The sequence below is a fragment of the Lysobacter sp. ISL-50 genome (genome assembly GCF_018612875.1).
In the GTDB taxonomy this organism is placed as follows: domain Bacteria; phylum Pseudomonadota; class Gammaproteobacteria; order Xanthomonadales; family Xanthomonadaceae; genus Lysobacter.
In genome coordinates, this window is the sequence record NZ_JAGGRI010000016.1 from 60,988 (window position 1) to 83,642 (window position 22,655).

Below are 22,655 nucleotides of genomic sequence, written 5' to 3' on the forward strand. Positions count from 1 at the left end.
TTTTTTCTTGTCCGGCGCGCGGGCTTCGCGTCGCGGTCGAAGGCGCGCGCAAACGACGAACCCCGGCCTGGGCCGGGGTTCGTGTCGAATCTGACGAGCTGTCGGCCGCGGCCGCGCTCGCCTCAGCGCGTGCAGCTTTCGTCGGGCTCCAGCGCGGCGCGCTTGGCGATGCGCCAGTTGGTGACGTTGCCGAGCGCATCGGTTTCGAACGTCAGCTGGGTGTCCTTGCCGTCGGGCGGCGCGACCTGCAGGAAGGCGGCGCCTTCGAAGCTGGGATTGGGCACTTGCTTGACTTTGCCGGCGTAGGTCTTGTTGATCTCGTCGATGCTCATGCCGATGTGGCCGCCGCCGGGCGCCAGCGCCTTCGGGTCGTACACATCGATGCCGGCCAGGCCGTCGCTGCCCATCAGGAAGCCGTACTGGTGGGTGATCGCGCCGCGCACCGGATACAACAGGTAGCACTTGGCGTCGGGGCGCTGGCTGTTGTTGTCCTTCATCTCGCCGCCCCAGGCGCCGCGGATGGTGGGCGCGTCGCTGCCGAACTTGGCGCTGACGGTGCCGGCCTGCGCGCTGCCGTTGAAGCCGTCGTAGCCGATGGCGTCGTTGCGCAGCACGCGCTCGGGCGGTTCGAGCGGATTGGGCGCGGCGGCGACGGGCTGGCTGGCGGGCGCCTTGCCGGTGTCGGTCTGCGCCGCGGAGGCGGACGGGGCGGGTTCGGCTGGCTTCTGGCAGGCCGCCAGCGTGCACAAGGTCAGGGCAGACACCGTCAGGGCCGGTACGAATCGACGCATGAAGATCACCGCAACAGTAGGACAAGCCCCTGATGCTAATCGATCGGGCGGCGCAGCAAAGGCGAATTGCTCAATCGATGTGCCGGCCAATGCGCGACCGCGTCGGCGAACCGGCGCACGGCCTGCAAGCCGTGCGCGGCGACACATCGTGGTTTGCCGATGGCGGCGACTGGCCGCGGCCGCGGCCGGCGGCGGCGTCAGAGCGCTTCGAAGCGGTTGGCTTCGACGTTCTTGCGGACCTTGGCCGGGTCCCAGATGCGCCCGTTCATGGCGATATACACGCCGGCCGGCAGCGACTGCACCGCGCCGACCGCGGTGCCGATGTTGAACTCGGCGTCGGAGCCGCGAAAGCGCGCCGGATTGAGCGCGCCGGTCAGCACGATGGTCTTGTTCGGGATCGTGGCCAGTACCTTCGCGGTCTCGACCATGCTGTCGGTGCCGTGGGTGACCAGCACGTGCTGCGCGTCCTGGGCCGCGATCGCGGCGCGGATCAGCTCGCGGTCGCTGGCGGTGATGTGCAGCGAGTCCTTGCGGATGATCGGGATCACGCTGTAGCGGAAGGCCACGCCCAGCTCATCGAGAATGCGGCCGATCTGCGGTTCGCCGATCTGGTAGTCCGACTTGTCGTCGAAGTAGATCTTGTCGATGGTGCCGCCGGTGGTGACGATGCAGAGCTGATCCATCTCGAGGGGTTCGCGTGTAGCTGGGGAGGACGGAATTATAGGCCCGGCGGCGGCGCGGCCGGGCACCGCCGGCGTTACGCGCGTTGGCGGCGCGGCGGAGGCCGTGCGTTCGGGTATGGCGAAGCGGGGCGGTTCGCGGCTCAGGCTTTCTTGCCGAAACGCGCTTTCACCCCGGCCAGGTTGGCGGCGAAGATCACCACCAGCGCCAGCGTCAGTTCGATCCAGGCATAGCCGCGCTCGGCCGGCGACGACCAGGCCAGCATGACCCCGTGGCAGAACCAGAACAGCGCGAGCACGCCCGCCCAGTACGCGGCCAGGCGGCTGCGCAGGGCGACGCCGACGGCCAGCAGCGCCGGCGGCGCCATGAACACGCTCAGGCCGGCGACCAGATGCCGGCCCGGCAGCACGTACCACAGGCCGAACAGCGCGGTCAGCGCCAGCAGCGCGGCCAGCAGCACCCAGTCCGCGCGCGGTCGCGGCGACCGGGCCGGCGCGGGCGCGTTCAACGGCTCACCTTGGCGGTCAGCTCGGCGACGCGGCGGCCGAGCGCGCGCGCGAGCGTGGCTTCGTCGTCGCTGAGCTGCGGATCGTCCTGGCTGCCGGCGACGTGGCTGGCGCCGTAGGGCGTGCCGCCGCCGCGGGTGTGGCTGAGCGCGGGCTCGGTGTAGGGAATGCCGACGATCACGCAGCCGTGGTGCAGCAGCGGGACCATCATCGTCAGCAGGGTCGATTCCTGGCCGCCGTGCTGGGTCGCGGTGGAGGTGAACACCGCCGCCGGCTTGCCGACCAGGGTGCCGCTGGCCCATTGCGCGCCCAGGCCGTCGAGCCAGTGCTTGACCGGCGCGGCCATGTTGCCGAAGCGGGTGGGGCTGCCGAGCACCAGGGCCGCGCATTCGCTCAGATCGCACGCTTGTACGTAGGGCGCGCCGTCCTCGGGCTCCGGCGGCGCCGCGGTCTGGGTCACCGTCGCCACCGGCGGCACGCTGCGCAGGCGCGCGCTGACCCCGGCGACTTCGCCGATCCCGCGCGCGATCTGCTTCGCCAGCCGCGCCACCGATCCGCCGCGGCTGTAGTAAAGCACCAGAACTTCGGTCATCGAATTCTCCTTTGCGCTGCGAAGGATAGAGGAATGCGGCGGGCGGGGCGGGCGGGCCTCGGTCCGACCCCGGCCCGAACGCATAGCGTTCGGGCGTTCGCGGACGCGCGAGCCGATGGCTCGCAAGCAGCGTCCGCTCACCCCGCTTGCGGGAGAAGGTGGCGCGAAGCGCCGGATGAGGGCGCACCGCCGAATCCGCATCCCCCATGAATACCGCCCCCACACCCATCGGTTAACCTGCCCCGGATGGAACCACTGGACTCGATCTATCGCTGGAGCGAACGCGTGCGCGACCGCGCGCGCGTGGCGACCTTCTTTCGCTTTCTCAGCCGCCGCTTCCTCGACGACAACCTGTTCCAGGCCGCCGGCGCGCTGTCCTACACCACCGTGTTCGCGCTGGTGCCGCTGTCGATGGTGGTGTTCGGCGTGTTGTCGGCGTTCCCGATGTTCAGCGAATGGAGCGACCGCCTCAGCGACTACATCTTCTCCAACTTCGTGCCTTCGGCGGCGCGCTCGGTGGAGAGTTACCTCAAGCAGTTCTCGGCCAACGCCGGCCAGCTCACCACCGCCGGCGTGATCGCGCTGGTGGTGTCGTTGCTGATCACCCTCAACGGCGTGGAAGCCGCGTTCAACCGGATCTGGCGCGTGCCCTCGGCGCGGCCGCGGCTGGGGCGCTTCCTGGTCTACTGGACCGTGCTGACCCTGGGCGCGCTGATGGCCGCGGCCAGCCTGGCGATCTCGGCGCGCTTTTTCGCCATGGAAGTGTTCTCGACCGAACCGGGCCGCTGGCTGGAAGGCCTGCTGCTGCGCATCGCGCCGATGGGCCTGGAGTGGCTGGCGTTCGCGGCGATCTACAAGGTCGTGCCGCATCGCACGGTCAAGTGGCGCCACGCGGTCGCCGGCGCGTTCCTGGCGATGGTGCTGTTCGAGGTGGTCAAGGGCGGTATCGGCCTGTACCTGGGCAGCTTCGGCTCGTATTCGAAGATCTACGGCACGCTCGCCTTCGTGCCGATCTTCCTGTTGTGGATCTACCTGAGCTGGATCGCGGTGTTGCTGGGCGCGTCGCTGGCCTCCTCGATCGCCGCGTTCCGCTATCAGCCCATAGCCATGCGCCTGCCGCTGGGCTTCGAGATGTACGGCCTGCTGCGCCTGCTGGCGCGTTTCAACGAAGCGCGCAAGGACGGCCGCGGCCTGCATAGCGACGACATCCAGCAGCTCGAACCCATGCTCACCGACGCCCTGGTCCAGCAGATGCTCGGGCAGTTGGGCGACATCAGCGTGGTGCGCCGCGCCGAGAGCGGCGAATGGCTGCTGGCGCGCGATCTCGACGAGCTGTCGCTGGGGGAACTGTACGAAGCCTGCAACCTGCGCATCCCCATCGCCGAAGCCATGCTGCCGTGCCGCGACGACTCGCTGGGCCAGTCCGCGGTCGCGGCGATGGACGAACTGCGCGTGCCGTTGCGCGCGCTGATGAAACGACGCGTGTCCAGCATTCACGCCGAAGAGGAAGAACCATGATCGTGAGCGTTCGCAATTCCCGCGCCGCCGCGCCGCTGCTCGCCGCGGCGATCGCGGCCCTGCTGTTGGCCGCCTGCCAGAAGTCCGCCGATGAGCGCCACCCGGCGGCGCAGGCCGATGCGACCGCGGCCGCGGAGTCGAAACCGGCCGAGTCCAAACCGGCCGACGCGCCGCCCGCGGCGACACCGGCACCCGCATCCGACACCCCGGCGCTGCGCATCGCGACCATCGACGGCAAGACCTACGACCTGTCCGAGCATCGCGGCCGCTGGGTGGTGGTGAATTTCTGGGCGACCTGGTGCGCGCCGTGCATCAAGGAAATGCCCGAGCTGTCGGCGCTGGACACGATGCGTGAGCACATCGAAGTGGTCGGTCTGGCTTACGAGGAAATCGAGAAGCCCGACATGGAGGCCTTCCTCAAGCAGCATCCGGTGTCGTACCCGATCGCCATCGTCGATGTCGCCGACCCGCCCAAAGCCTTCGACACGCCGAAGGGATTGCCTATGACGTATCTGATCGCGCCCGACGGCAAGATCGCGGAGAAATTCCTCGGCCCGGTGGATGCGAAGAAGCTCGAAGACGCCATCGCCAAGGCCGGCGGCCCGAAGCCGGGCGACGCCAAGCCTAACTCGGGTGCGTCTGCGGGACACACATGAGCGCGGCGCGTTTCTACGTCGCCGGCAAAGTGCAGGGCGTATGGTTTCGCGCGTCCGCGCGCGAGCAGGCGATGGCCTTGGGCTTGCGCGGTTACGCCCGCAACCTGCGCGATGGCCGGGTCGAGGTATTGGCGGTCGGCGATGCCGCCGCGATCGAACGCCTGGCGCAATGGCTGAGCCACGGCCCGCCGATGGCGCGGGTCGATCGGCTGCTGCGCGAGGATGCAAGTGAGGAGGAGGCGAGCGAGGCGTTTGTTTGTGGTTGAAAGATCCCGCCCGTTCGCGAATAACCCCCCCCAACGAAGCTGTTCCCCCCTTTGAAAAAGGGGGGCGAGGGGGGATTTGCTTTTTGCCGCGGCCAAAAGCAAATCCCCCGGCGCCGACACAGAACGGCTCAAACGATTATTCGCCGGGCGCCAGCCCCCTTTTTCAAAGGGGGCGAATTGTCGCAATCACCGATCTGCGCAAAAAAACTACAACGCCCCAAGCCGCCCCATCGCTTCACCGTTGCGCCATTCCCGCTGCGCACTCACATGCCCGCTGCGATCCAGGTACCGCACGATCGAGCGCACCGTCACCACGGGATAATTGCCGCCCAGCCGCGTGCCGATCGGGTGATCGGTGAAGGCGACATTGGCGCTGAACAGACCGCCGAGCACACGCTTGGAGTACGGAATGTGGATGCGATCGGGCTCGAACCCATCGCCTTGCGCGGCGAGGTAGGCGCTGCGGCGATCAACTCCGGCCGCGCTCTGCGGCAACGTCGTGCCCAGGATTTCCAACACCCACGCGGTGGAGTTCTGGTAGTCGGCGCTGCCCGGACGCGCGATCAGGTTGTAGCGCGGCTGATGCAGGCCATCGCGCGGCAGCGCGCGCAGGCGATCGGCCAGGCGCTGCGCCTGCGCGGGTTCCAGCCAGACGATGCGCGCGTCCTGGTTGACCAGATGATCGGAGAAGAAATTCACCAACCCTTGGGTGTAAAGGCCGGAACGGTCGCTGCCGCATTCGTTGAGCAGATGCACCGCAGTCCAGCGTCCGGCCGGATGGTCGCGAACGACGAAACCGACATGGCTGTAGACCAGGCCCTGCGCGGACAGATCCGTGCCCACCCGCGCCACCAGCGCCGCCGGGGCATCGCGTTCGTCCAGCGCCGCGGCCACGGTCAAGGCGGTCTGCGCGGCGGCGGCGACTTTCTGCGGCGAGATCGTCTCGGCTTCGCAGCGAGTGCCCGCGCGTCCTTGTGCGGGCATCACTCCCACCACCACGGCCACCGCCATCGCGGCGATCAGCGTCCTGCCTGCCGCGACATCGGGGTAACGAGGGAACCGCTTCATCCCGTCATCCGGGCGCTGTGGGTCAAGGCGCGCGCGCGGTCGTTGGGGACGAAGCAAATGAGGTTGAGGTGGCCGTCGCTGATCAGCCAGCCGGCCGCGACCACGGTGACGACCACGGCCCAGCCGACCTTGAGCCCAAGCTCCTTCGCCTGCGCCGCCGACAAGGCGACGACGAAGGAGGTTCCGGCCGCGGCCGCGGAGATCGTCACCGCCACGCCGTTGGCGCTGGCTTCGATCGCGGTGACGGAGAATTTTGCGCCCTGCGACAGCGCGTTCGCCGCGGCCACCGGGACCTCGACCGAGGCGTCCAGGCTGGCGGCGGACTGACGGCTCAGGCCGTCGGATTGCACCGCCGCCCTCGCCGGCATCCCTGCCAGCGAGCCCGCCACGGCGGCAGCGACCAGAACAAGGAGGAGCAGGCGTTCGGAAGTCCGTGTCATTCGTGCCACCTCGTTCAGGTCCGCAGCCACCATCGGCAGCGCCGGCGCGCTTGGCAAGATTGTTCGACAAGGTGGCTCGAACTTCTCTGTTAAGTAGCGTAATTTGATACGCATGGCCCTGTCCTTCGAACTCGTAGACGCCCTCAAGCGCTTTTTGCGCGCGCAGGATCTGACTTATCGCGATCTGGCCGGGCGGCTGAAGCTCAGCGAGGCCGCGGTCAAGCGGATGTTCTCGCGGCGGGCGATGAGCCTGCAGCGGCTGGAGCAGGTGTGCGACGTGCTCGACATCGGCCTGGCCGAACTCAGCGCCGAGGCCGCGCGCGGGCGCGCGCCGATGGCCATGCTCAGCGAAGCGCAGGAGCAGGCCCTGGTCGATGAGCCGGCGTTGCTGGTCGCGCTGTTTCTGACCTTGAACCGCTGGAAGCAGGCCGACGTGCAGGCCCACTTCACCTTCGACAACGCGCGCTGGACCGCGCTGCTGGTGCGGCTGGACCGGCTCGGCATCATCGAACTGATGCCCGGCAATCGCGGCCGGCCGTTGACCACGCGCAATTTCCGCTGGCGCGCCGACGGGCCGATGGAGCGTTATTTCCGCCTGAAGCTGCTCGGCGATTATTTCGCCGATCCCTTCGACGGCGAGCAGGACGTGCTGCTGTTGCTCAGCGGCTCGCTCAGCGTCGCCGGCATCCGCGAACTCAAACTGCGCTTGAACGAGGTGGCGCGCGAATTCGACGCGCTGCTGGCGCGCGACGCGGCGCTGACGGCGCAAGAGCGCATCGGCGTGAGCCTGGTGTTGGCGCAGAAGCCGTGGCTGTTGCAGTTGTTCCAGCCGTTTCGGCGGTCGCAGGGCGATTAGGCGCGGCCGTAAGGCGAACACCACCAGGATCGCGTCTCTATAGCCCGTCATCCCCGCGAAGGCGGGGATCCAGATTTAGAGTCTTGTCGCGGTGAAGCCCCAGGATCCCCGCCTTCGCGGGGACGACGAACCAAAGCGTTCTAGCCGCGAATCGGCTTGAGCACCTTGTACTTCTCTTTAGCCGGCTTGCCCTTCAACGGCGGGAATTCCAGCTTCGTATTCGGCAGCTTGGTATCCGGCAAACGCGAGAGCAGATCGCGGATCAAGGTCAGCCGGCCGCGGCGCTGATCGTTGAAATCCACCAGCGTCCACGGCGCGTGCTTGGTGTGGGTGGCTTCGAGCATGGCCTCGCGCGCCTTGGTGTAGTCCTCGTAGTGCTTGCGCGCTTCCAGGTCGATCGGCGACAGCTTCCAGCGCTTGAGCGGATCGTTGAGACGCTCGGCGAAACGTTCTTCCTGTTCTTCCTGGTCGCAGCACAGCCAGTACTTGAACAGCAAGATGCCGTCGTCGATCAGCAACTTCTCGAACACCGGCGTCTGCTTCAGGAACGCCTTGACCTGATCGGGCTTGGCGTAGCCCATCACGCGTTCGACGCCGGCGCGGTTGTACCAACTGCGGTCGAACAGCGCGATCTCGCCCGCGGCGGGCAGATGCGGGACGTAGCGCTGGAAATACCACTGACCGCTTTCGCGTTCGCTGGGCTTGGACAGGGCGACGATGTGGCACTGGCGCGGGTTGAGATGCTCGGACAAGGCGCCGATGGCGCCGCCCTTGCCGGCGGTGTCGCGGCCTTCCAGCAGCACCACCACGCGCTTGCCGGCGCTTTGCACCCAGCGCGCCATCGCCACCAGTTCGACTTGCAGCGGTTCGAGTTCGGCCTCGTATTCCTTGCGCTTGAGCGTGCTCATCGTTTGGCCTTTTTCGACGCGGCGGTTTTCGCCGCGGGCTTGGCCGCGCCGCGCCTGGTGCCGGCCAGGCCGGTGGCGATTTCCAGCAGCGCGCCTTGCTGCTTGGTGCTGAGCGCGCGGTAGGCGGCGAGCAGATCGTGTTCGCCCTGGGTACGGGACGGATCGAGCGTGCTGGCCAGATCGGCCAACAAGGCGCCGGCCGGAACGCCGAAGGCGCGCGCGAGCGCGTCGACCTGGTCGCGGCCGGGCAGTTTGTCGCCGCGCAACCAGGCGCTGACGGTGGCGGCGCCGGCGCGCGGAATCGCGGTGGCCAGATCGGTCACGCTCAAACCGCTGGCCTTGGTCAGCAAACGCAGGGTGGTGTCCAGCGACATGCCCATCACTCCTTGAGGCGGGGACGCAAAGTGGCGAGGTTGCACGGCCGGGTGCGCGCGTCGAGTTGCGCGCTGACGATCTTTTCCCAGGCGGTGCGGCAGGCCGAGGTAGAACCCGGCAGGCAGAACACGAAGGTGGCGTTGGCCAGGCCGGCGAAGGCGCGCGATTGCAGGGTGGAGGTGCCGATCTCTTCGAAGCTGATCGCGCGGAACAGTTCGCCGAAGCCGGGCATTTCCTTGTCCAGCAGCGGCAGCAGCGCCTCGGGCGTGGAATCGCGGCCGGTGAAGCCGGTGCCGCCGGTGACCAAAATGCCGTCGACGCCTTCATCGGCGATCCATTGCGACACCGCCGCGCGCAGCTTGTAGCGGTCGTCGGGCAACAGCTTGCGCTCGACCAGCCGGTGACCGGCGTCGGTGAGCGACTGGATCAGGTAATCGCCGGAGCTGTCTTCGGCCAGCGAGCGGCTGTCGGAGACGGTCAGCACGCACAGGTTCAGGGGGATGAAATCGCGTTGCGCAGTCATGGGCGCAGACTAGCGCAAATGGTGTTGAGTGGGGTTAGGGTGTGTTGGGGGTTTTGGAGCAAATCCCCCCTGGCCCCCCTTTTTCAAAGGGGGGAATCCGTTGGGTGGGCGCGCGACCTGCTTGAGTATCGCGGCTTCGATTACTCGCGCGACCAAACCATCGTAAGCGTCGTCGCGAACCGCCCACCCCGTACAACCCCGAAGGATTACCCCCTTTGAAAAAGAGGGGCTAGGGGGGATTCGCTTTTCAGCGAGCCGGCCCCTGCAACACCGCCGGCGCCTCGCCCTTGCGCTGCCGCCGCGCCATCGCGATGGTCATCGCGGCGAAATCCATCGAGAACCCGTCCATGTCGAACAGCCCGCTGTCGGCGCGCCGCGCCGCCAGCTCGCTGCGCAGCGCCGCCAACGCTTCGCGATCGTTGCCCAGCGCCACCGCGCGCGCGATGAAGGCGGCATCGTCGGCGACGTTCATATGCTCCATGCCCAAGTGATGATTGAGGCTGCCGGCCACGCGCGCGGCGAAGGTCGCGCCCGGACAGGTCAGCACCGGGCAGCCGGCCCACAGCGCGTCGGAAGCGGTGGTGTGGGCGTTGTAAGGATCGGTGTCGAGAAACAGGTCGGCATGGCGCAGGCGCGCCAGGTAATCGGGATGCGGCTGTTTGCGCATGAACACCAGACGCGCCGGGTCGATGTCGCGCTGCTTGGCGAATTCGCGCAGGCGCTGGTCGGCGCGGCCCGGGCCCGACAGCAACCACAGCACGCTGCCGGGGACGCCGCGCAAGACTTCCAGCGCGCGCGCGACGCTGCGCGGGTTGAGCTTGTAGCTGTTGTTGAAACAGCACAGCACCGTGCCGTCCTCGGGCAGGCCGCATTCGGCGCGGATCGGCGGCAGTTGCAACTCGCGGCTGGTATCGGACGGCTGAAAACAGCGCGGCAGCCAGGCCACGGTTTCGTTGAAGTCGGCGGTCATCGAATCGGGCAGTACGTAGCGGTCGGCCAGCACGTAGTCGATCCACGGCGCGGCCGAGGTGCCCGGGTAGGCGAGCCAGTTGACCTGCACCGGCGCCGGCCGCATCGCCAGCACCTCCGGCGCGCCGCCGCCGCCCCAGCCGCGCAGGTCGAACAGTACGTCGATGCCGGCGCGGCGGATGCTCGCGGCGACCTGCGCATGCGGCTGCATCGCCACGTCGTGGACGGCGTCGGTGGCCGCGCGCAGGCGTTGCCGGATCGGGCTGTCGTCGTCGCCATTGAGCGCGAACAAATGCAGTTCGATGCCGCCGCGGCGGTACATCGCTTCGAACAGGGCCACCGTCAGCAAGCCGGTGGGATGGGCGCCGAAACCGTTGGACAGAAACCCGACGCGCACGGTCGCGGCGGGGTCCTTGGCCGGCGCCGGCGGCATCGGCTGCACGCTTTGCGCGATCACCGCCGCGCGCAGGCCGGCGCAACGGCGCTGCTCGGCGGCGCTGGTGTCTTCGCTGAGAAACGCGAACGGCTCGACCGAGGCCTGCGCCTGCGCCACCGCTTCGCGCACCTGGCGCGAGAGCGTGTCCAGGTCGCGCCAGTCGCACAGCCGGCGCCGCCAGTTGAGCAGGTAGGCGGCCAGCTGCGGTTCGCGCGGCGCCAGGGTGTAGGCGCGGGTGTAGGCCTCCAGCGCGCCCTCGGCGTCGCCGATATCTTCCAGCGCATGCGCCAGCCACACCACGATGCCCGGATGCGCCGGCGCGGCGCGCGCGGCCGCGCTCAGGCTGGTCACCGCGTCTTCGAATTTGCGCTGCATCGCTTGCGCGCGGCCCAGCCGCGCCAGCGCTTCGGGATGGCCCGGGCGCAGGTGCAGGGCGCGCCGCGACGCGGTTTCGCCGGCCTGGGCGTCGCCGGCGTCGAGTTCGTGTTCGGCCAGCATCACCCAGCCCATGGCGTCGCCGGGATTGCGCTTGAGCGCCTGGCGCAGTTGCGCGCGCGGATCGTTCATGGGCGGGGTTTGCGTCGGACGGGTGTCGATGGCGGGCATTGCGACTGCGCGGACATCATCGGCTTCAAGTCGCGCCCAGCGGCAGGTGGTAGCGCTGAGTGCCATCGAAACGCTGCCAGCCGGCGGCGTCGTACAGTGCCTGCGCGGTCTGGTTGTCGTGATTGGTTTCCAGTTCCAGGCGCGCGGCGCCGTCGGCGCGGGCGAAGTCGGCGGCGGCATTGAGCAAGGCCTGGGCGACGCCGCGTCGGCGCGCCCGAGACTCCACGAACAGATCGTTGAGCACCCACACCCGCGCGGCGCGCACCGAGGAGAAGGTCGGATACAACTGGGTGAAGCCGGCGCCGTCGCTGCCGTCCAGAGTGGCCAGCAACAACACCGAGTCGCCGCGCTGCAGGCGTTCTGCGATGAAGGCACGCGAGACGGCTTCGTCGAAACGCTGGGTATAGAAATGCCGGTAGCGGTCGAACAGCGGCGCGAGCAGGTCGAGGTCGGCGGAGCTGGCGCGGCGGACGGTGGGGCTCATGCGAGGGGCGGTCCGGCGGGGAATGCCGGATTATGGCCGCTCGCAACGGGCGCAGTCATGACTCGTGATAGCCATTTGGTGTGGGCTGTGAACCAGCGCACGGCTTGTGCGATGGAACGCGGGCAGGCGCGGCGACTTCAGGCTTGCGAGGTCAATGCGGCTGGCGCCGCCCCACCGTTGAAGCCGCGGCGGTCAACCCGCCGACAGACGCGCCAGTTCGTCGGCCTGATGCTCGTGGATCAGCCGCCCGATCAAGCTGTCCAGGTCGCCGGCGACGATGTTCGGCAGGTCGTACAGGGTCAGCCCTTCGACGCGATGGTCGGTGATCCGGCCCTGGGGGAAGTTGTAGGTGCGGATGCGCTGGCTGCGATCGCCGCTGCCGACCTGCAGGCGCCGGTCCAGCGCCTGCGCGGCCGCGGCCTTGGACGCCGCCGCGTCGGCCAGCATCGCCTGCAGGCGCTTGAGCGCCTTGTCGCGATTGGCGTGCTGGCTGCGTTCGGTCTGGTTTTCGACCACCACGCCGCTGGGGATGTGGGTGATGCGGATCGCCGACTCGGTCTTGTTGACGTGCTGGCCGCCGGCGCCGGAGGACCGGAAGGTATCGACCTTCAGATCGGCCGGATTGATTTCGATCGGCTCGCCCTCGGGTTCGACCGCGATGATCGCCACCGTCGCCGCCGAGGTATGGATGCGACCCTGCGATTCGGTTTCCGGCACGCGCTGGACGCGATGGGTGCCCGATTCGAACTTGAGCCGCGAATACGCGCCGCGGCCTTCGACCCGGGCGATGATTTCCTTGTAGCCGCCGTGCTCGCCGGCGCTGGACGATTCGATTTCGACCTTCCAGCCCTGGCGCTCGGCGTAGCGCGCGTACATGCGGAACAGGTCGCCGGCGAAGATCGCCGCTTCGTCGCCGCCGGTGCCGGCGCGCACTTCCAGATAGAGGTCGCCGTCGTCGCGCGGGTCTTTCGGGATCAGGTGCGCGAGCAGTTCGACATCGAGCTGCTGCAGGCGCGCCTGCGCCGCGGCGATTTCCTCATCGGCCAGCTCGCGCAATTCCGGATCGTTGCGCATCGCCTCGGCGGCGGCGAGATCGGCCTTGGCCCGCGCTTCCTCGGCCAGCGCGATCGCGACCGGTTCGAGCTGGGCGAATTCGCGCGAGAGTTTGCGGAAGCGGTCGTTGTCGCCGATCACGCCCGGATCGGCGAGCAGGCGTTCGAGTTCTTCGCGCCGTTCGGCCAGGGCTTCGAGTTTGCGGCGCAGGGTAGGGGTCATTGAGTTGCCGGGAATCGGGAATCGGGAATGGGAAATCGGAAAAGCGCGAGCGCCCGCGACGCGAACGGGCCGCTAACGATCGTCGGAAGATTCCGAATCCGCGGTTTCGATTCCCGATTCCCGATTCCCGATTCCCGCCGCCGGGAACAACTTATCCGCCGCCCGCGCCAACTCCGGATTGCCGGTCAGCGCGGCCTCGCGCAAGGCCATCGTCGGCGCGTGCAGCAGGCGGTTGGTCAGCGTGTGTGCGAGGAAGTTCAGCACTTCGGCCGGGTCTTGCCCGGCGCCCAGTTGCTGGCGCGCCTTGGCCAGGACTTCCTCGCGCGCGAGTTCGCCGTGATCGCGCAGGCGCTTGATCGGCGCGGTGCGGGTGCTGGCCGCCAGGGTTTCGACGAAGCGCGCGACCTGCAGTTCGACGATCGCCTCGGCCTCGGTCGCCGCCTCGCGGCGGCTGCGGCGGTTGTCTTCGATCGCGCGTTCCAGATCGTCCACGGTGTAGAGGAACACGTCCTTCAGGCTGGCCACGTCCGGGGCGATGTCGCGCGGCACCGCCAAGTCCAGCAGCAGCATCGGCCGATGCTTGCGCGTGGCCAGCGCGGCGGCCACTTGCGCGCGCTGCAGGATCGGTTCGCGGCTGGCGGTGGCCGACAATACGATGTCGGCCTCGCCCAGGTGGCGGTCGAGTTCGCTCAGCGGCAGCGCCACGCCGCCGTGGCGGGTGGCGAGGTCCTGCGCATGGGCGAGGGTGCGGTTGGCGATCAGCAGGCGCTTGGCCTTGGCCTGGACCAGATGCCGCGCCGCCAGTTCCACGGTTTCGCCCGCGCCGACCAGCAGCACGGTGGAGTCTTCCAGCCGCGCGAACGATTCCTGCGCCAGCCGCACCGCGGCGGAGGCGACCGAGACCGGATTGGCGCCGATGCGGGTGTCGGTGCGGGCGCGCTTGGCGGTGGAGAAGGCTTGCTGGAACAGGCGGTCGAGCTGGCTGCCCAGGGTGCCGGCGCCGCGCGCGGTGGCCCAGGCGTCCTTCACCTGGCCCAGGATCTGCGGCTCGCCCAGCACCAGCGAATCCAGGCCGGTGGCGACGCGGAACAGATGCCGCACCGCGTCGGCGTCGCGATGACGATAGAGGTAGGCATGCAGATCGCCGCAATCGTCCGGATGCGTGGCCAGCCAATCGGCCAGCGCGCGGCCGTCGTCGTCGGCGACCGCGTACAGTTCGGTGCGGTTGCACGTCGACAGCAACGCCACCTCGCGCACCGGCGCCAGCGCGCGCAGCGCGTCGAGCGCGGCCGGCACCGCGTCGCCGGAGAACGCGACGCGCTCACGCAGGCTCACCGGCGCGGTCTGATGGTTGATGCCGAGGACGAACAAGCTCATGGGCGCAGGCGGATCGATCCCGGGCAATGGGCGCGGCGGACCGTCGTCGCGGCGAGGCGAAAAAGTTTCATCGGGCGGCGTGCGGCGCGGGACATCGGTTCAGGTGCTTGCGATAAGCTGCGGGCTGCTGAAGGCCGCCATTCTACCGGCCGAAATGGTCCTCACGTGGTTCTCTACGATTCGATTTGCTCGATCGGTCCAATAGACAGAACTGAAGGCAAGCGCCGGGCCCCGGCTCGCGCCCCCAAGGCCCGGTCGCGGCGCGGCTTGAAGTGGACGGTCCTGGCCCTGGCCCTGGCGGTCTGTGGTTCCGCCGCGGCTGCGACTTCGGAGGCTCAACCGTCGGCTTCGAAGGCAGCGTTGGGAGGGGGAAGTTCCTCTGCCGCCGCGGCGACTGCGTCGGCGGTCCAACCTACTGCGGCTGACTTGGCCGCCACCCGCGCGACCATCCAGGCCCAGGCCGCCAAGGACCCCACCGGCGCTTCGCTGGAATCGTTGCTGGCCGGCGAGTTCGCCCTGCAGTCGGGCAAGTTGAACGACGCCGCCAGCGCCTATCTCAAGGCCGCGCGCGCCGCCGGCGACGTGGTCCTGGCCGAGCGCGCCACCTCGATCGCCCTGGTCGCCAAGCAGGACACGGTGGCCGCCGAGGCGCTGGGGCTGTGGCGCAAGCTCGGCGGCAAGGGCCACTCGCTCGCCGCCGCCGAGGCGACCTTGTCGCTGCGCCGCGGCGACGATCGCGCCGCGCTGCGCCAGCTCAACGAATTGATGACCGCCGAGCCCGACACCGGCTGGCGCCAGGTGCTGGGCGTGCTGACCGCCGGCGCCAAGGATCAGAAGCAGGCCGGGCGCCTGCTCGAGAAGATCGTCGACGGCGGCAAGATCCCGCAGCGCAATCTGATGGCCTGGGTCGCCTTCGGCGGCCTGGCGCAGCGGCTGGATCAGCCCAAGCTGACCGAGCGCATCGTCAGCGAAGTGGTCAAGCGCTTCCCCGGCGAGCCGCGCGTGGGCCTGCTGCGGGTGAGCCAATTGCGCGAGGATGGCAAGGCCGAGGAAGCCTCGCAACTGCTCGCCACCTTGTTGCCGCTGGCCGATACCGACACCAATCTGCGCGCGCTGATCGCCGAGCAATACGAAGGCCTCAACGATTTCCAGAACGTCGCCGCGGTGCTGGCGCGCGGCCCGCAGGACGAGCAGACCTACGCCCTGCGCGCGTCCTATCTGGCCCGCGCCGAGGACAAGCCGACCCTGACCAAGCTTTACGACGAACTGCGCGCCGACGCGGCCAAGCCCGATCCGGCGCGGCGCCTGCTGCTCGGCCAGCTGGCCGAATTCCTGGAGCGCAACGACGAAGCCTTGAACTGGTACCAGGGCGTGCCCGGCGGTTCGCAGCGTTCGATCGCGCGCCTGCGCAGCGCCAACGTGCTGCACAAGCTCAAGCGTTCGGACGAGGCCTACGCCAGCCTGCGCGCGATCCAGTCCGACGCCTCGGCCGACGACGACACCCGCCGCGACGGTTACATCCTGGAAGCGAACCTGCGCGCCGACGACAAGAACGTCGCCGGCGAAAACGACGCGTTCGCCCGCGGCCTGGCGGCGTTTCCGGACGAGCCGGAAATTCTCTACGCGCGCGCGCTGAGCTGGGAGCGCCGCGACGACGTCGCCCGCGCCGAAGCCGACTTCCGCCGCATCCTGGTCGCCGAACCCGACAGCATCGCCGCGCTCAACGCGCTGGGCTACACCCTGGCCGATCGCACCACGCGCTATCAGGAAGCGTTCGAATTGATCGAGCGCGCGCGCACGGCCGAGCCGGACAACGCCGCGATCATCGACAGCTACGGCTGGGTGCTGTATCGCCTGGGCCGGGTCAAGGAGGCCGAAACCGAGCTGCGCCGCGCGCTGACCATGCAGAAGGACGCCGAGATCGCCGCGCATCTGGCCGAGCTGCTGTGGGAGACCGGGCGCAAGGACGAAGCGCGCAAGTACTTCGAACAGGCGCGCAAGATCGATGCGGACAACCGCTCGCTGCAGCGCGCGCTGAAGAAATACGGCCTGTGAGCGCGGCGACGACCGCCGCGACGACGCGGTCTCCGCGCGCCTCGCAATGGCTCGCCGCCGCGATGTCGGCCTCGCTGCTGGCCGCGTGCGCGGGGCAGGGCGTCAAACCCGCGCCTTCCGCAACCGTGGTGCCGGCCGCCGACGCGGTCGCGCGCGAAACCGCGCGGCTGGAACGAGTGCGCGCGCAGGACGATTGGTCGCTGACCGGCCGCGTCGCCGTGTCGAACGCCGGCAAGGGCGGCAGCGGGCGGATGGAATGGAGCCAGCGCGACGGCCATTTCGACGTCGCGCTCAGCGCTCCGGTCACCCGCCAGAGCTGGCGCCTGAGCGGCAGCCGCGAAGGCGCGCGCCTGGAAGGCCTGGACGGCGGTCCGCGCGAGGGCGCCGATGCCGGCGAACTGCTGCTGCAGGCCACAGGCTGGGACATCCCGGTGTCGGCGCTGACCGACTGGCTGCGCGGCTTGCCGGCGCGCGATTTCCCGGTCGCGAAGGTCGTCCCCGGCGCGGACGGCCGTCCGCAGTCGATCGAACAGAGCGGCTGGACCATCGCCTACCAATGGCCGGCCAGCGGCGACCTGCCGTCGCGGCTGGACGCGCGCCGCGATTCGGCCCGGGTCCGCTTGATCGTGGATGAGTGGAAGGGCGCCGCCGCGGGCACTTCGGCCGATAACCCGCCGTCTTCCGTGCGCTGAACGAAACACGCTTCGTCCTTCCGATCGCCGCCATGTCCGAAACCTCCGCGACTCCCGTCTGGACCGTCTGGCCCGCCCCGGCCAAGCTGAACCTGTTCCTGCGCATCACCGGCCGCCGCGCCGATGGCTATCACCTGCTGCAGACCGTGTTCCGCCTGCTGGACTGGGGCGACACCATCCGTTTGCGTACCCGAGAGGACGGCCGGGTGGTCCGCCACGGCGCCTCGGTGGCGGGCGTGGCGGAGCAGGACGACCTCACCGTGCGGGCCGCGCTGCTGCTGAAAAAAGAGGCCAACAGCGGTCAAGGTGCGGATATCGTCATCGAAAAGCGTATCCCGGCGGGCGGTGGTTTCGGCGGAGGCTCCTCCGATGCGGCCACCGTCCTGGTGGCCTTGGATGCCCTGTGGGGCACGAATCTGGGCGTGGACCGGCTGGCCGAGCTGGGCCTGCGTCTCGGCGCCGACGTCCCCGTCTTCGTCCGCGGCGAGAACGCCTGGGCCGAAGGCGTCGGCGAAGCGCTGCGGCCGATCGAGCTGCCGCCGGCCTGGTACGTGCTGGCCGATCCCGGCGTTCATGCGCCGACCGCGGTTTTATTCCAGTCAACTGAATTGACTCGCGATGCCGCGCCCGCGACAATGTCGGACTTCGTTTCGGGTAAGCCGCTCGGGAATGCGTTCGAGCCGGTACTGCGTCAGCGTGAAACCGCCGTCGAGGCGGCTTTCGCTGCACTGTCGGGTATCGGTTCGCCACGCCTGACCGGCTCGGGCAGCGGGTGTTTCGTCGAGTTCGCCACGCGCGAATCCGCCGAAGCGGCGCTGGCGCGACTGCCTGCCGGCCTTCGGGCCTGGACGGCCGCCGGCGCAAGGCGTTCTTCGCTGCGCAGCGCGCTTGAAGCTAAGTAAAAAAGCTGAACTGGTTTACTGCAGGGGCGTCGCCAAGAGGCCCAAGGCACCAGGTTTTGATCCTGGCATTCGTAGGTTCGAATCCTACCGCCCCTGCCATCAGTTGTTGCGGGAGTAGGGAATGGAGAATCCGGAAACGTTATAGGCGATTCCGGATTCTCGATTCCCCATTCCCGAGCCGCCCGGTCAGAGCGAAGCGGAGTAAACAAAGTGCAAAACGATCGCAATCTGCTGGTTTTCAGCGGCAACGCCAACCGTTCGCTCGCCGAGGCGGTGTGCAAGGAGCTCGGCATCCGGCTCGGCAAGGCCCTCGTCGGGCGCTTCTCCGACGGCGAGGTGCAGGTCGAGATCGAAGAGAACGTGCGTCGCCAGGAGGTGTTCGTCATTCAGCCGACGAACGCGCCCACGGCGGAGAACTTCATGGAGCTGTTGGTGCTGATCGACGCGCTCAAGCGCGCATCGGTGGCCAGCGTGACCGCGGTGGTGCCGTACTTCGGCTACGCCCGCCAGGATCGCCGCCCGCGCTCCTCGCGCGTGCCGATCACCGCCAAGGTCGCGGCCAAGATGTTCAGCGCGGTCGGCGCCGACCGCGTGCTCACGGTCGATCTGCATGCCGATCAGATCCAGGGCTTTTTCGACATCCCGGTCGATAACGTCTACGCCTCGCCGCTGCTGCTCGCCGACATCTGGCGCGCGCACGGCACGGACAATCTGATCGTCGTGTCGCCCGACGTCGGCGGCGTGGTTCGCGCCCGCGCGATCGCCAAGCGGCTGGACGATGCGGAACTGGCGATCATCGACAAGCGCCGTCCGCGCGCCAACGTCGCCACGGTGATGAACATCATCGGCGACGTGTCGGGCAAGACCTGCGTGCTGGTCGATGACATCGTCGATACCGCCGGCACCTTGTGCGCTGCCGCCGCGGCGCTGAAGGGCCAGGGCGCGCAGAAAGTCGTCGCCTACTGCACCCACCCGGTGCTGTCCGGCGCGGCGATCGACAACGTGATGAAGTCGCAGCTGGACGAGCTGGTGGTGACCGACACCATCCCGCTGACCGCCGCGGCCCGCGCCACCGGCCGTATCCGCCAGCTCAGCGTCGCCGAGCTGCTGGCCGAAACGATCCGCCGCATCGCCTTCGGCGAGTCGGTCAGTTCGTTGTACGTGGATTGAATCCGGGAGTCGGGAATGGGGAATAGGGAATCGTAAAAGCAGCGCCGCGGCATCGCTTCTACCGATTCTCGATTCCCCATTCCCGATTCCCAGCTCCAAAGGCTCATCTGGTCGCGGGTGAGTCTCCCAAGCCGCCGCGAGGCGGTCCTAACGCTGCAAAGTGAGTAAACCAACATGTCCGAACACATCATCAAGGCCACTGGCCGCAACGTCGAGGGGAAGGGTGCGAGCCGCCGCCTGCGTCGTGCCGCCAGCATCCCGGCCATCATCTACGGCGGCAGCGCCGCGCCGCAGCCGGTCCAGCTCGACCACGAGAAGATCTGGCTCGCCAGCCAGCACGAGTGGTTCTACTCTTCGATCCTGAGCCTGGACCTCGACGGCAAGGTCGAGCAGGTGCTGCTGCGCGATATGCAGCGTCACCCGTTCAAGCAGATCATCATGCACCTGGACTTCCAGCGCGTTGACGCCAACCAGGCGATCCGCGTGGCCGTGCCGCTGCACTTTCTCAACGAAGACAAGTCGCCGGCCGGCAAGGCCGCCGACGTCGTGGTCACCCACGAGCTCAACGAAGTCGAAATCAGCTGCCTGCCGAAGGACCTGCCGGAGTTCCTGGAGATCGACCTGTCGGCCCTGGCCGTGGGCGACATCGTCCACCTGTCGCAGATCAAACTGCCCAAGGGCGTCGAGATCCCCGAGCTGAAGCTGGGCAAGGAACACGACGTCGCCGTCGTGATCGCCAAGCACGGCAAGGAAGAGGCCGAGCCGGCCGCCGATGCGCCGGTCGCCGACGTGCCGGCCGCCAAGGTCGCGAAGAAGGACGAAGACAAGAAGTAATCGCTTGCCGGCACGCCTTCACCGGCGTGCCGGCCTGCGTTTGCGGACTGTCGTGAGTCATGGCGGAATTGCGCCTGATCGTCGGCCTGGGCAACCCCGGCGCCGAATACACCCGGACCCGGCACAATGCCGGGTTCTGGTTTGTGGACGCCCTGAATGCGAAGTTCGGCGGGCGTTTCGGTCTTGAATCCAAGCTGTTCGGCGAGACCTCGAAGATCGAGATCGGCGGCCGTCCGGTGTGGCTGCTCAAGCCGGCCACCTTCATGAATCTGTCCGGCAAGTCGGTGACCGCCGCCTTGCGTTACTGGAAGATCGAGCCGGAAGAGGCGCTGCTGGCACACGATGAGCTCGACCTGCCGCCGGGTGCGGCGCGGCTCAAGTTCGACGGCGGCCACGGCGGCCAGAACGGCTTGCGCGACACCATGCAATTGCTCGGCCACGGCAAGTTCCACCGCCTGCGCGTGGGCATCGGCCATCCCGGCCACAAGGACAAAGTCACCCCGTGGGTGCTCGGCCGTCCCGGCAAGGACGACGAAGCGGTCATCCTGCGCGCGATCGACGACGCCATCGATGTGATGCCGCTGGCGGTCAAGGGCAATTTCATGGATGCGATGACGCAGTTGCATACGGCGAAGCCGTGAATGGGGAATCGGGGATCGGGAATCGTCAGAACCCGCTTCTCGATTCCCGATTCTCGATTCTCTATTCCCGGATTAAAAAGCCATGGGCATCAAATGCGGCATCGTCGGCCTGCCCAACGTCGGCAAGTCGACCCTCTTCAACGCGCTGACCAAGGCGGGCATCGCCGCGGCCAACTTTCCGTTCTGCACGATCGAGCCCAATGTCGGCGCCGTGCCGGTGCCGGACCCGCGTCTGAACGCGCTGGCTGAGATCGTCAAGCCGCAGAAGCTGATTCCCACCGCGGTGGAGTTCGTCGATATCGCCGGCCTGGTCGCCGGCGCCGCCAGCGGGCAGGGGCTGGGCAACAAGTTCCTGGCCCACATCCGCGAAGTCGATGCGATCACCCACGTGGTGCGCTGCTTCGAAAACCCGGACGTGATCCACGTCAACAACAAGGTCGATCCGATCGCCGATATCGAGACCATCGATACCGAGCTGGCCCTGGCCGACCTGGAAAGCGTCGAGAAGGCCTACCAGCGCGCCGAGCGCTCGGCCAAGACCGGCGACAAGGAAGCGATCGTGCGCAAGGAAGTCCTGGGCCGCGTGCGCGCGGGCCTGGACGCGGGCAAGGCCGCGCGCGCGCTGGACCTGTCCGAGGACGACAAGGCGGCCCTGCGCGACCTGTTCCTGCTCACCCTCAAGCCGGTCATGTACGTGGCCAACGTGCTGGAAGACGGGTTCGAGAACAATCCGCACCTGGACGCGGTGCGCGAGCGCGCGATCGCCGAGGGCGCCCAGGTCGTGCCGGTGTCGGCCGCGATCGAGGAAGAGCTGAGCCAGCTCGACGACGCCGACCGCGACACCTTCCTGGCCGATCTGGGCCTGGCCGAGCCGGGCCTCAACCGTCTGATCCGCGCCGGTTACGCGCTGCTGGGCCTGCAGACCTATTTCACCGCCGGGGTGAAGGAAGTGCGCGCCTGGACGGTCAAGGCCGGCTCGACCGCGCCGCAGGCCGCGGCGGTGATCCATACCGACTTCGAGAAGGGCTTCATCCGCGCCGAAACCATCGCCTACGACGATTTCATCAAGTACAAGGGCGAGTCCGGTGCCCGCGACGCCGGCCGTCTGCGCCTGGAAGGCAAGGAATATCGCGTCCAAGAGGGCGATGTACTGCACTTTCGGTTCAATGTCTGAGTAGACTACGCGGCCCGTCCCGGATGGCCGCGGTCGCAGTCGGCGGGTCGGAAAAGATTTTAAAAAGTTGTAGGAAAGTTCGTTGACATCCTGAAGATCGCACGCCAGAATTACGGGCTCTTTCGGAGGGATACCCAAGCGGCCAACGGGGGCAGACTGTAAATCTGCTGGCTTACGCCTTCGGTGGTTCGAATCCACCTCCCTCCACCAGATGTTTCAAGCCGCATGTGTCTGGTGACAAAGCTTCAACGGTTCGACAGGCAGTGCGACAAGTTCCAACGCTGTAATGGCTGTACGCGGCGCGGGAGTAGTTCAATGGTTAGAGCCTCAGCCTTCCAAGCTGATAATGCGGGTTCGAATCCCGTCTCCCGCTCCATTGAATTCACTCTTGGCGACCCCATTGCAGCAAGGCCCGGTTGATCGGGCCGCAACACCGAGTTCCACGCTCACGTAGCTCAGTCGGTAGAGCACCTCCTTGGTAAGGAGGAGGTCGAAGGTTCGATTCCTTTCGTGAGCACCACATCCCGCAGTATCGGCTGCTTTACCGACAGCCACCGCAACACACAGACCACAAACGAGAAGCGACAGCCATGGCTAAGGGTAAATTCGAGCGCACCAAGCCGCACGTGAACGTCGGCACGATCGGTCACGTTGACCACGGCAAGACGACGCTGACGGCGGCGCTGACCAAGGTGGGCGCTGAGCGTTTCGGTGGCGAGTTCAAGGCGTACGACGCGATCGACGCGGCGCCGGAAGAAAAGGCTCGCGGCATCACGATTTCGACGGCGCACGTGGAATACGAATCGGCGAACCGCCATTACGCGCACGTCGATTGCCCAGGCCACGCGGACTACGTGAAG

General features: G+C 67.9%; 25 protein-coding genes and 4 tRNA genes. 16 read left to right on the forward strand and 13 right to left on the reverse strand.

Going from position 1 to position 22,655, the window contains the following annotated elements; translation table 11 throughout:
* Positions 1-122 precede the first annotated feature (122 nt).
* From J7J50_RS09980 to wrbA, 4 genes are all read right to left on the reverse strand, one after another.
* Complete coding sequence (locus J7J50_RS09980) at positions 123-791, reverse strand: hypothetical protein (RefSeq protein WP_215058208.1); 669 nt, start codon at positions 789-791, stop codon at positions 123-125.
* A gap of 197 nt (positions 792-988) precedes the next feature.
* Positions 989-1,474, reverse strand: a complete 486-nt coding sequence (locus tag J7J50_RS09985; RefSeq protein WP_215058207.1) for an asparaginase domain-containing protein — start codon at positions 1,472-1,474, stop codon at positions 989-991.
* A gap of 140 nt (positions 1,475-1,614) precedes the next feature.
* Positions 1,615-1,980, reverse strand: coding sequence for a DUF2069 domain-containing protein (locus tag J7J50_RS09990; RefSeq protein WP_215058206.1), 366 nt, complete (start codon positions 1,978-1,980; stop codon positions 1,615-1,617).
* Entirely contained in the window at positions 1,977-2,570 is a 594-nt protein-coding gene (gene wrbA, locus J7J50_RS09995) for an NAD(P)H:quinone oxidoreductase (protein WP_215058205.1), read from the reverse strand. Before wrbA ends, J7J50_RS09990 begins: the two co-directional genes overlap by 4 nt.
* 246 nt (positions 2,571-2,816) lie before the next feature.
* Between wrbA and J7J50_RS10000 the strand changes: the two genes are divergently transcribed.
* From J7J50_RS10000 to J7J50_RS10010, 3 genes are read left to right on the forward strand one after another with little or no spacing between them, the layout of a single operon-like run.
* Positions 2,817-4,088: a YihY family inner membrane protein gene (locus J7J50_RS10000; RefSeq protein WP_215058204.1), complete on the forward strand. Its 1,272-nt coding sequence runs from the start codon at positions 2,817-2,819 to the stop codon at positions 4,086-4,088.
* A gap of 2 nt (positions 4,089-4,090) precedes the next feature.
* Positions 4,091-4,744, forward strand: coding sequence for a TlpA disulfide reductase family protein (locus tag J7J50_RS10005; protein WP_215058258.1), 654 nt, complete (start codon positions 4,091-4,093; stop codon positions 4,742-4,744).
* A complete protein-coding gene (locus tag J7J50_RS10010; protein ID WP_215058203.1) occupies positions 4,741-5,010 on the forward strand; it encodes an acylphosphatase in 270 nt (89 codons plus the stop codon). Before J7J50_RS10005 ends, J7J50_RS10010 begins: the two co-directional genes overlap by 4 nt.
* Positions 5,011-5,217: 207 nt before the next feature.
* Here the strand turns inward: J7J50_RS10010 and J7J50_RS10015 are convergent, their stop codons facing one another.
* Positions 5,218-6,078, reverse strand: coding sequence for a DUF2145 domain-containing protein (locus tag J7J50_RS10015; protein WP_215058202.1), 861 nt, complete (start codon positions 6,076-6,078; stop codon positions 5,218-5,220).
* Positions 6,075-6,632 carry a hypothetical protein gene (locus J7J50_RS10020; protein ID WP_215058201.1) on the reverse strand — a complete coding sequence of 186 codons (558 nt, stop codon included), beginning with the start codon at positions 6,630-6,632 and terminating at the stop codon, positions 6,075-6,077. The genes J7J50_RS10015 and J7J50_RS10020 overlap by 4 nt, the downstream gene beginning before the upstream one ends.
* On the opposite strand from J7J50_RS10020, the gene J7J50_RS10025 reads away from it, so the two are divergent.
* On the forward strand, positions 6,631-7,374 hold the full coding sequence (locus J7J50_RS10025) for a helix-turn-helix transcriptional regulator (protein ID WP_215058200.1): 744 nt from the start codon (positions 6,631-6,633) through the stop codon (positions 7,372-7,374). The genes J7J50_RS10020 and J7J50_RS10025 overlap by 2 nt on opposite strands.
* A 140-nt stretch (positions 7,375-7,514) precedes the next feature.
* On the opposite strand, the gene ppk2 is transcribed toward J7J50_RS10025, so the two are convergent.
* The 7 genes from ppk2 to hemA form a co-directional block, all read right to left on the reverse strand.
* Positions 7,515-8,282 carry a polyphosphate kinase 2 gene (gene ppk2 / locus J7J50_RS10030; RefSeq protein ID WP_215058199.1) on the reverse strand — a complete coding sequence of 256 codons (768 nt, stop codon included), beginning with the start codon at positions 8,280-8,282 and terminating at the stop codon, positions 7,515-7,517.
* Complete coding sequence (locus tag J7J50_RS10035) at positions 8,279-8,656, reverse strand: helix-turn-helix transcriptional regulator (protein WP_215058198.1); 378 nt, start codon at positions 8,654-8,656, stop codon at positions 8,279-8,281. The genes ppk2 and J7J50_RS10035 overlap by 4 nt, the downstream gene beginning before the upstream one ends.
* A gap of 5 nt (positions 8,657-8,661) precedes the next feature.
* Positions 8,662-9,180, reverse strand: a complete 519-nt coding sequence (gene moaB, locus J7J50_RS10040) for a molybdenum cofactor biosynthesis protein B (protein WP_215058197.1) — start codon at positions 9,178-9,180, stop codon at positions 8,662-8,664.
* A gap of 247 nt (positions 9,181-9,427) precedes the next feature.
* Positions 9,428-11,152 (reverse strand): tetratricopeptide repeat protein, encoded by a 1,725-nt coding sequence (locus J7J50_RS10045; protein ID WP_215058196.1) that lies wholly within the window; start codon positions 11,150-11,152, stop codon positions 9,428-9,430.
* 64 nt (positions 11,153-11,216) lie between these two features.
* Positions 11,217-11,675 carry a GNAT family N-acetyltransferase gene (locus J7J50_RS10050; RefSeq protein ID WP_215058195.1) on the reverse strand — a complete coding sequence of 153 codons (459 nt, stop codon included), beginning with the start codon at positions 11,673-11,675 and terminating at the stop codon, positions 11,217-11,219.
* A 192-nt stretch (positions 11,676-11,867) separates the two neighbouring features.
* Positions 11,868-12,950, reverse strand: coding sequence for a peptide chain release factor 1 (prfA, locus tag J7J50_RS10055; RefSeq protein ID WP_215058257.1), 1,083 nt, complete (start codon positions 12,948-12,950; stop codon positions 11,868-11,870).
* 72 nt (positions 12,951-13,022) lie between these two features.
* On the reverse strand, positions 13,023-14,327 hold the full coding sequence (hemA, locus tag J7J50_RS10060; protein ID WP_215062967.1) for a glutamyl-tRNA reductase: 1,305 nt from the start codon (positions 14,325-14,327) through the stop codon (positions 13,023-13,025).
* 426 nt (positions 14,328-14,753) lie between these two features.
* On the opposite strand from hemA, the gene J7J50_RS10065 reads away from it, so the two are divergent.
* The 12 genes from J7J50_RS10065 to J7J50_RS10120 form a co-directional block, all read left to right on the forward strand.
* Positions 14,754-16,382 carry a tetratricopeptide repeat protein gene (locus J7J50_RS10065; protein ID WP_215058193.1) on the forward strand — a complete coding sequence of 543 codons (1,629 nt, stop codon included), beginning with the start codon at positions 14,754-14,756 and terminating at the stop codon, positions 16,380-16,382.
* The gene (lolB, locus tag J7J50_RS10070) at positions 16,379-17,074 is read left to right on the forward strand and encodes a lipoprotein insertase outer membrane protein LolB (protein WP_343222472.1); all 696 of its coding nucleotides are present in this window, start codon (positions 16,379-16,381) and stop codon (positions 17,072-17,074) included. The genes J7J50_RS10065 and lolB overlap by 4 nt, the downstream gene beginning before the upstream one ends.
* Before the next feature lie 32 nt (positions 17,075-17,106).
* Positions 17,107-17,976: a 4-(cytidine 5'-diphospho)-2-C-methyl-D-erythritol kinase gene (gene ispE, locus J7J50_RS10075; protein WP_215058192.1), complete on the forward strand. Its 870-nt coding sequence runs from the start codon at positions 17,107-17,109 to the stop codon at positions 17,974-17,976.
* A 22-nt stretch (positions 17,977-17,998) separates the two neighbouring features.
* Positions 17,999-18,075 (forward strand) — tRNA-Gln (locus J7J50_RS10080).
* A gap of 111 nt (positions 18,076-18,186) precedes the next feature.
* A complete protein-coding gene (locus J7J50_RS10085) occupies positions 18,187-19,146 on the forward strand; it encodes a ribose-phosphate diphosphokinase (protein ID WP_215058191.1) in 960 nt (319 codons plus the stop codon).
* Between the two features lie 174 nt (positions 19,147-19,320).
* Positions 19,321-19,980 carry a 50S ribosomal protein L25/general stress protein Ctc gene (locus J7J50_RS10090; protein ID WP_215058190.1) on the forward strand — a complete coding sequence of 220 codons (660 nt, stop codon included), beginning with the start codon at positions 19,321-19,323 and terminating at the stop codon, positions 19,978-19,980.
* Between the two features lie 59 nt (positions 19,981-20,039).
* Positions 20,040-20,621: an aminoacyl-tRNA hydrolase gene (gene pth, locus J7J50_RS10095; RefSeq protein WP_215058189.1), complete on the forward strand. Its 582-nt coding sequence runs from the start codon at positions 20,040-20,042 to the stop codon at positions 20,619-20,621.
* An 82-nt stretch (positions 20,622-20,703) separates the two neighbouring features.
* Entirely contained in the window at positions 20,704-21,795 is a 1,092-nt protein-coding gene (ychF, locus tag J7J50_RS10100) for a redox-regulated ATPase YchF (RefSeq protein ID WP_215058188.1), read from the forward strand.
* A gap of 124 nt (positions 21,796-21,919) precedes the next feature.
* Positions 21,920-22,005: transfer RNA gene (locus J7J50_RS10105), tRNA-Tyr, on the forward strand.
* Positions 22,006-22,096: 91 nt separating this feature from the next.
* Positions 22,097-22,171: transfer RNA gene (locus tag J7J50_RS10110), tRNA-Gly, on the forward strand.
* Positions 22,172-22,239: 68 nt separating this feature from the next.
* Positions 22,240-22,315: transfer RNA gene (locus tag J7J50_RS10115), tRNA-Thr, on the forward strand.
* Between the two features lie 70 nt (positions 22,316-22,385).
* Positions 22,386-22,655: GTP-binding protein (locus J7J50_RS10120; protein WP_251044470.1), on the forward strand; the 270-nt coding region annotated here is incomplete at its 3' end.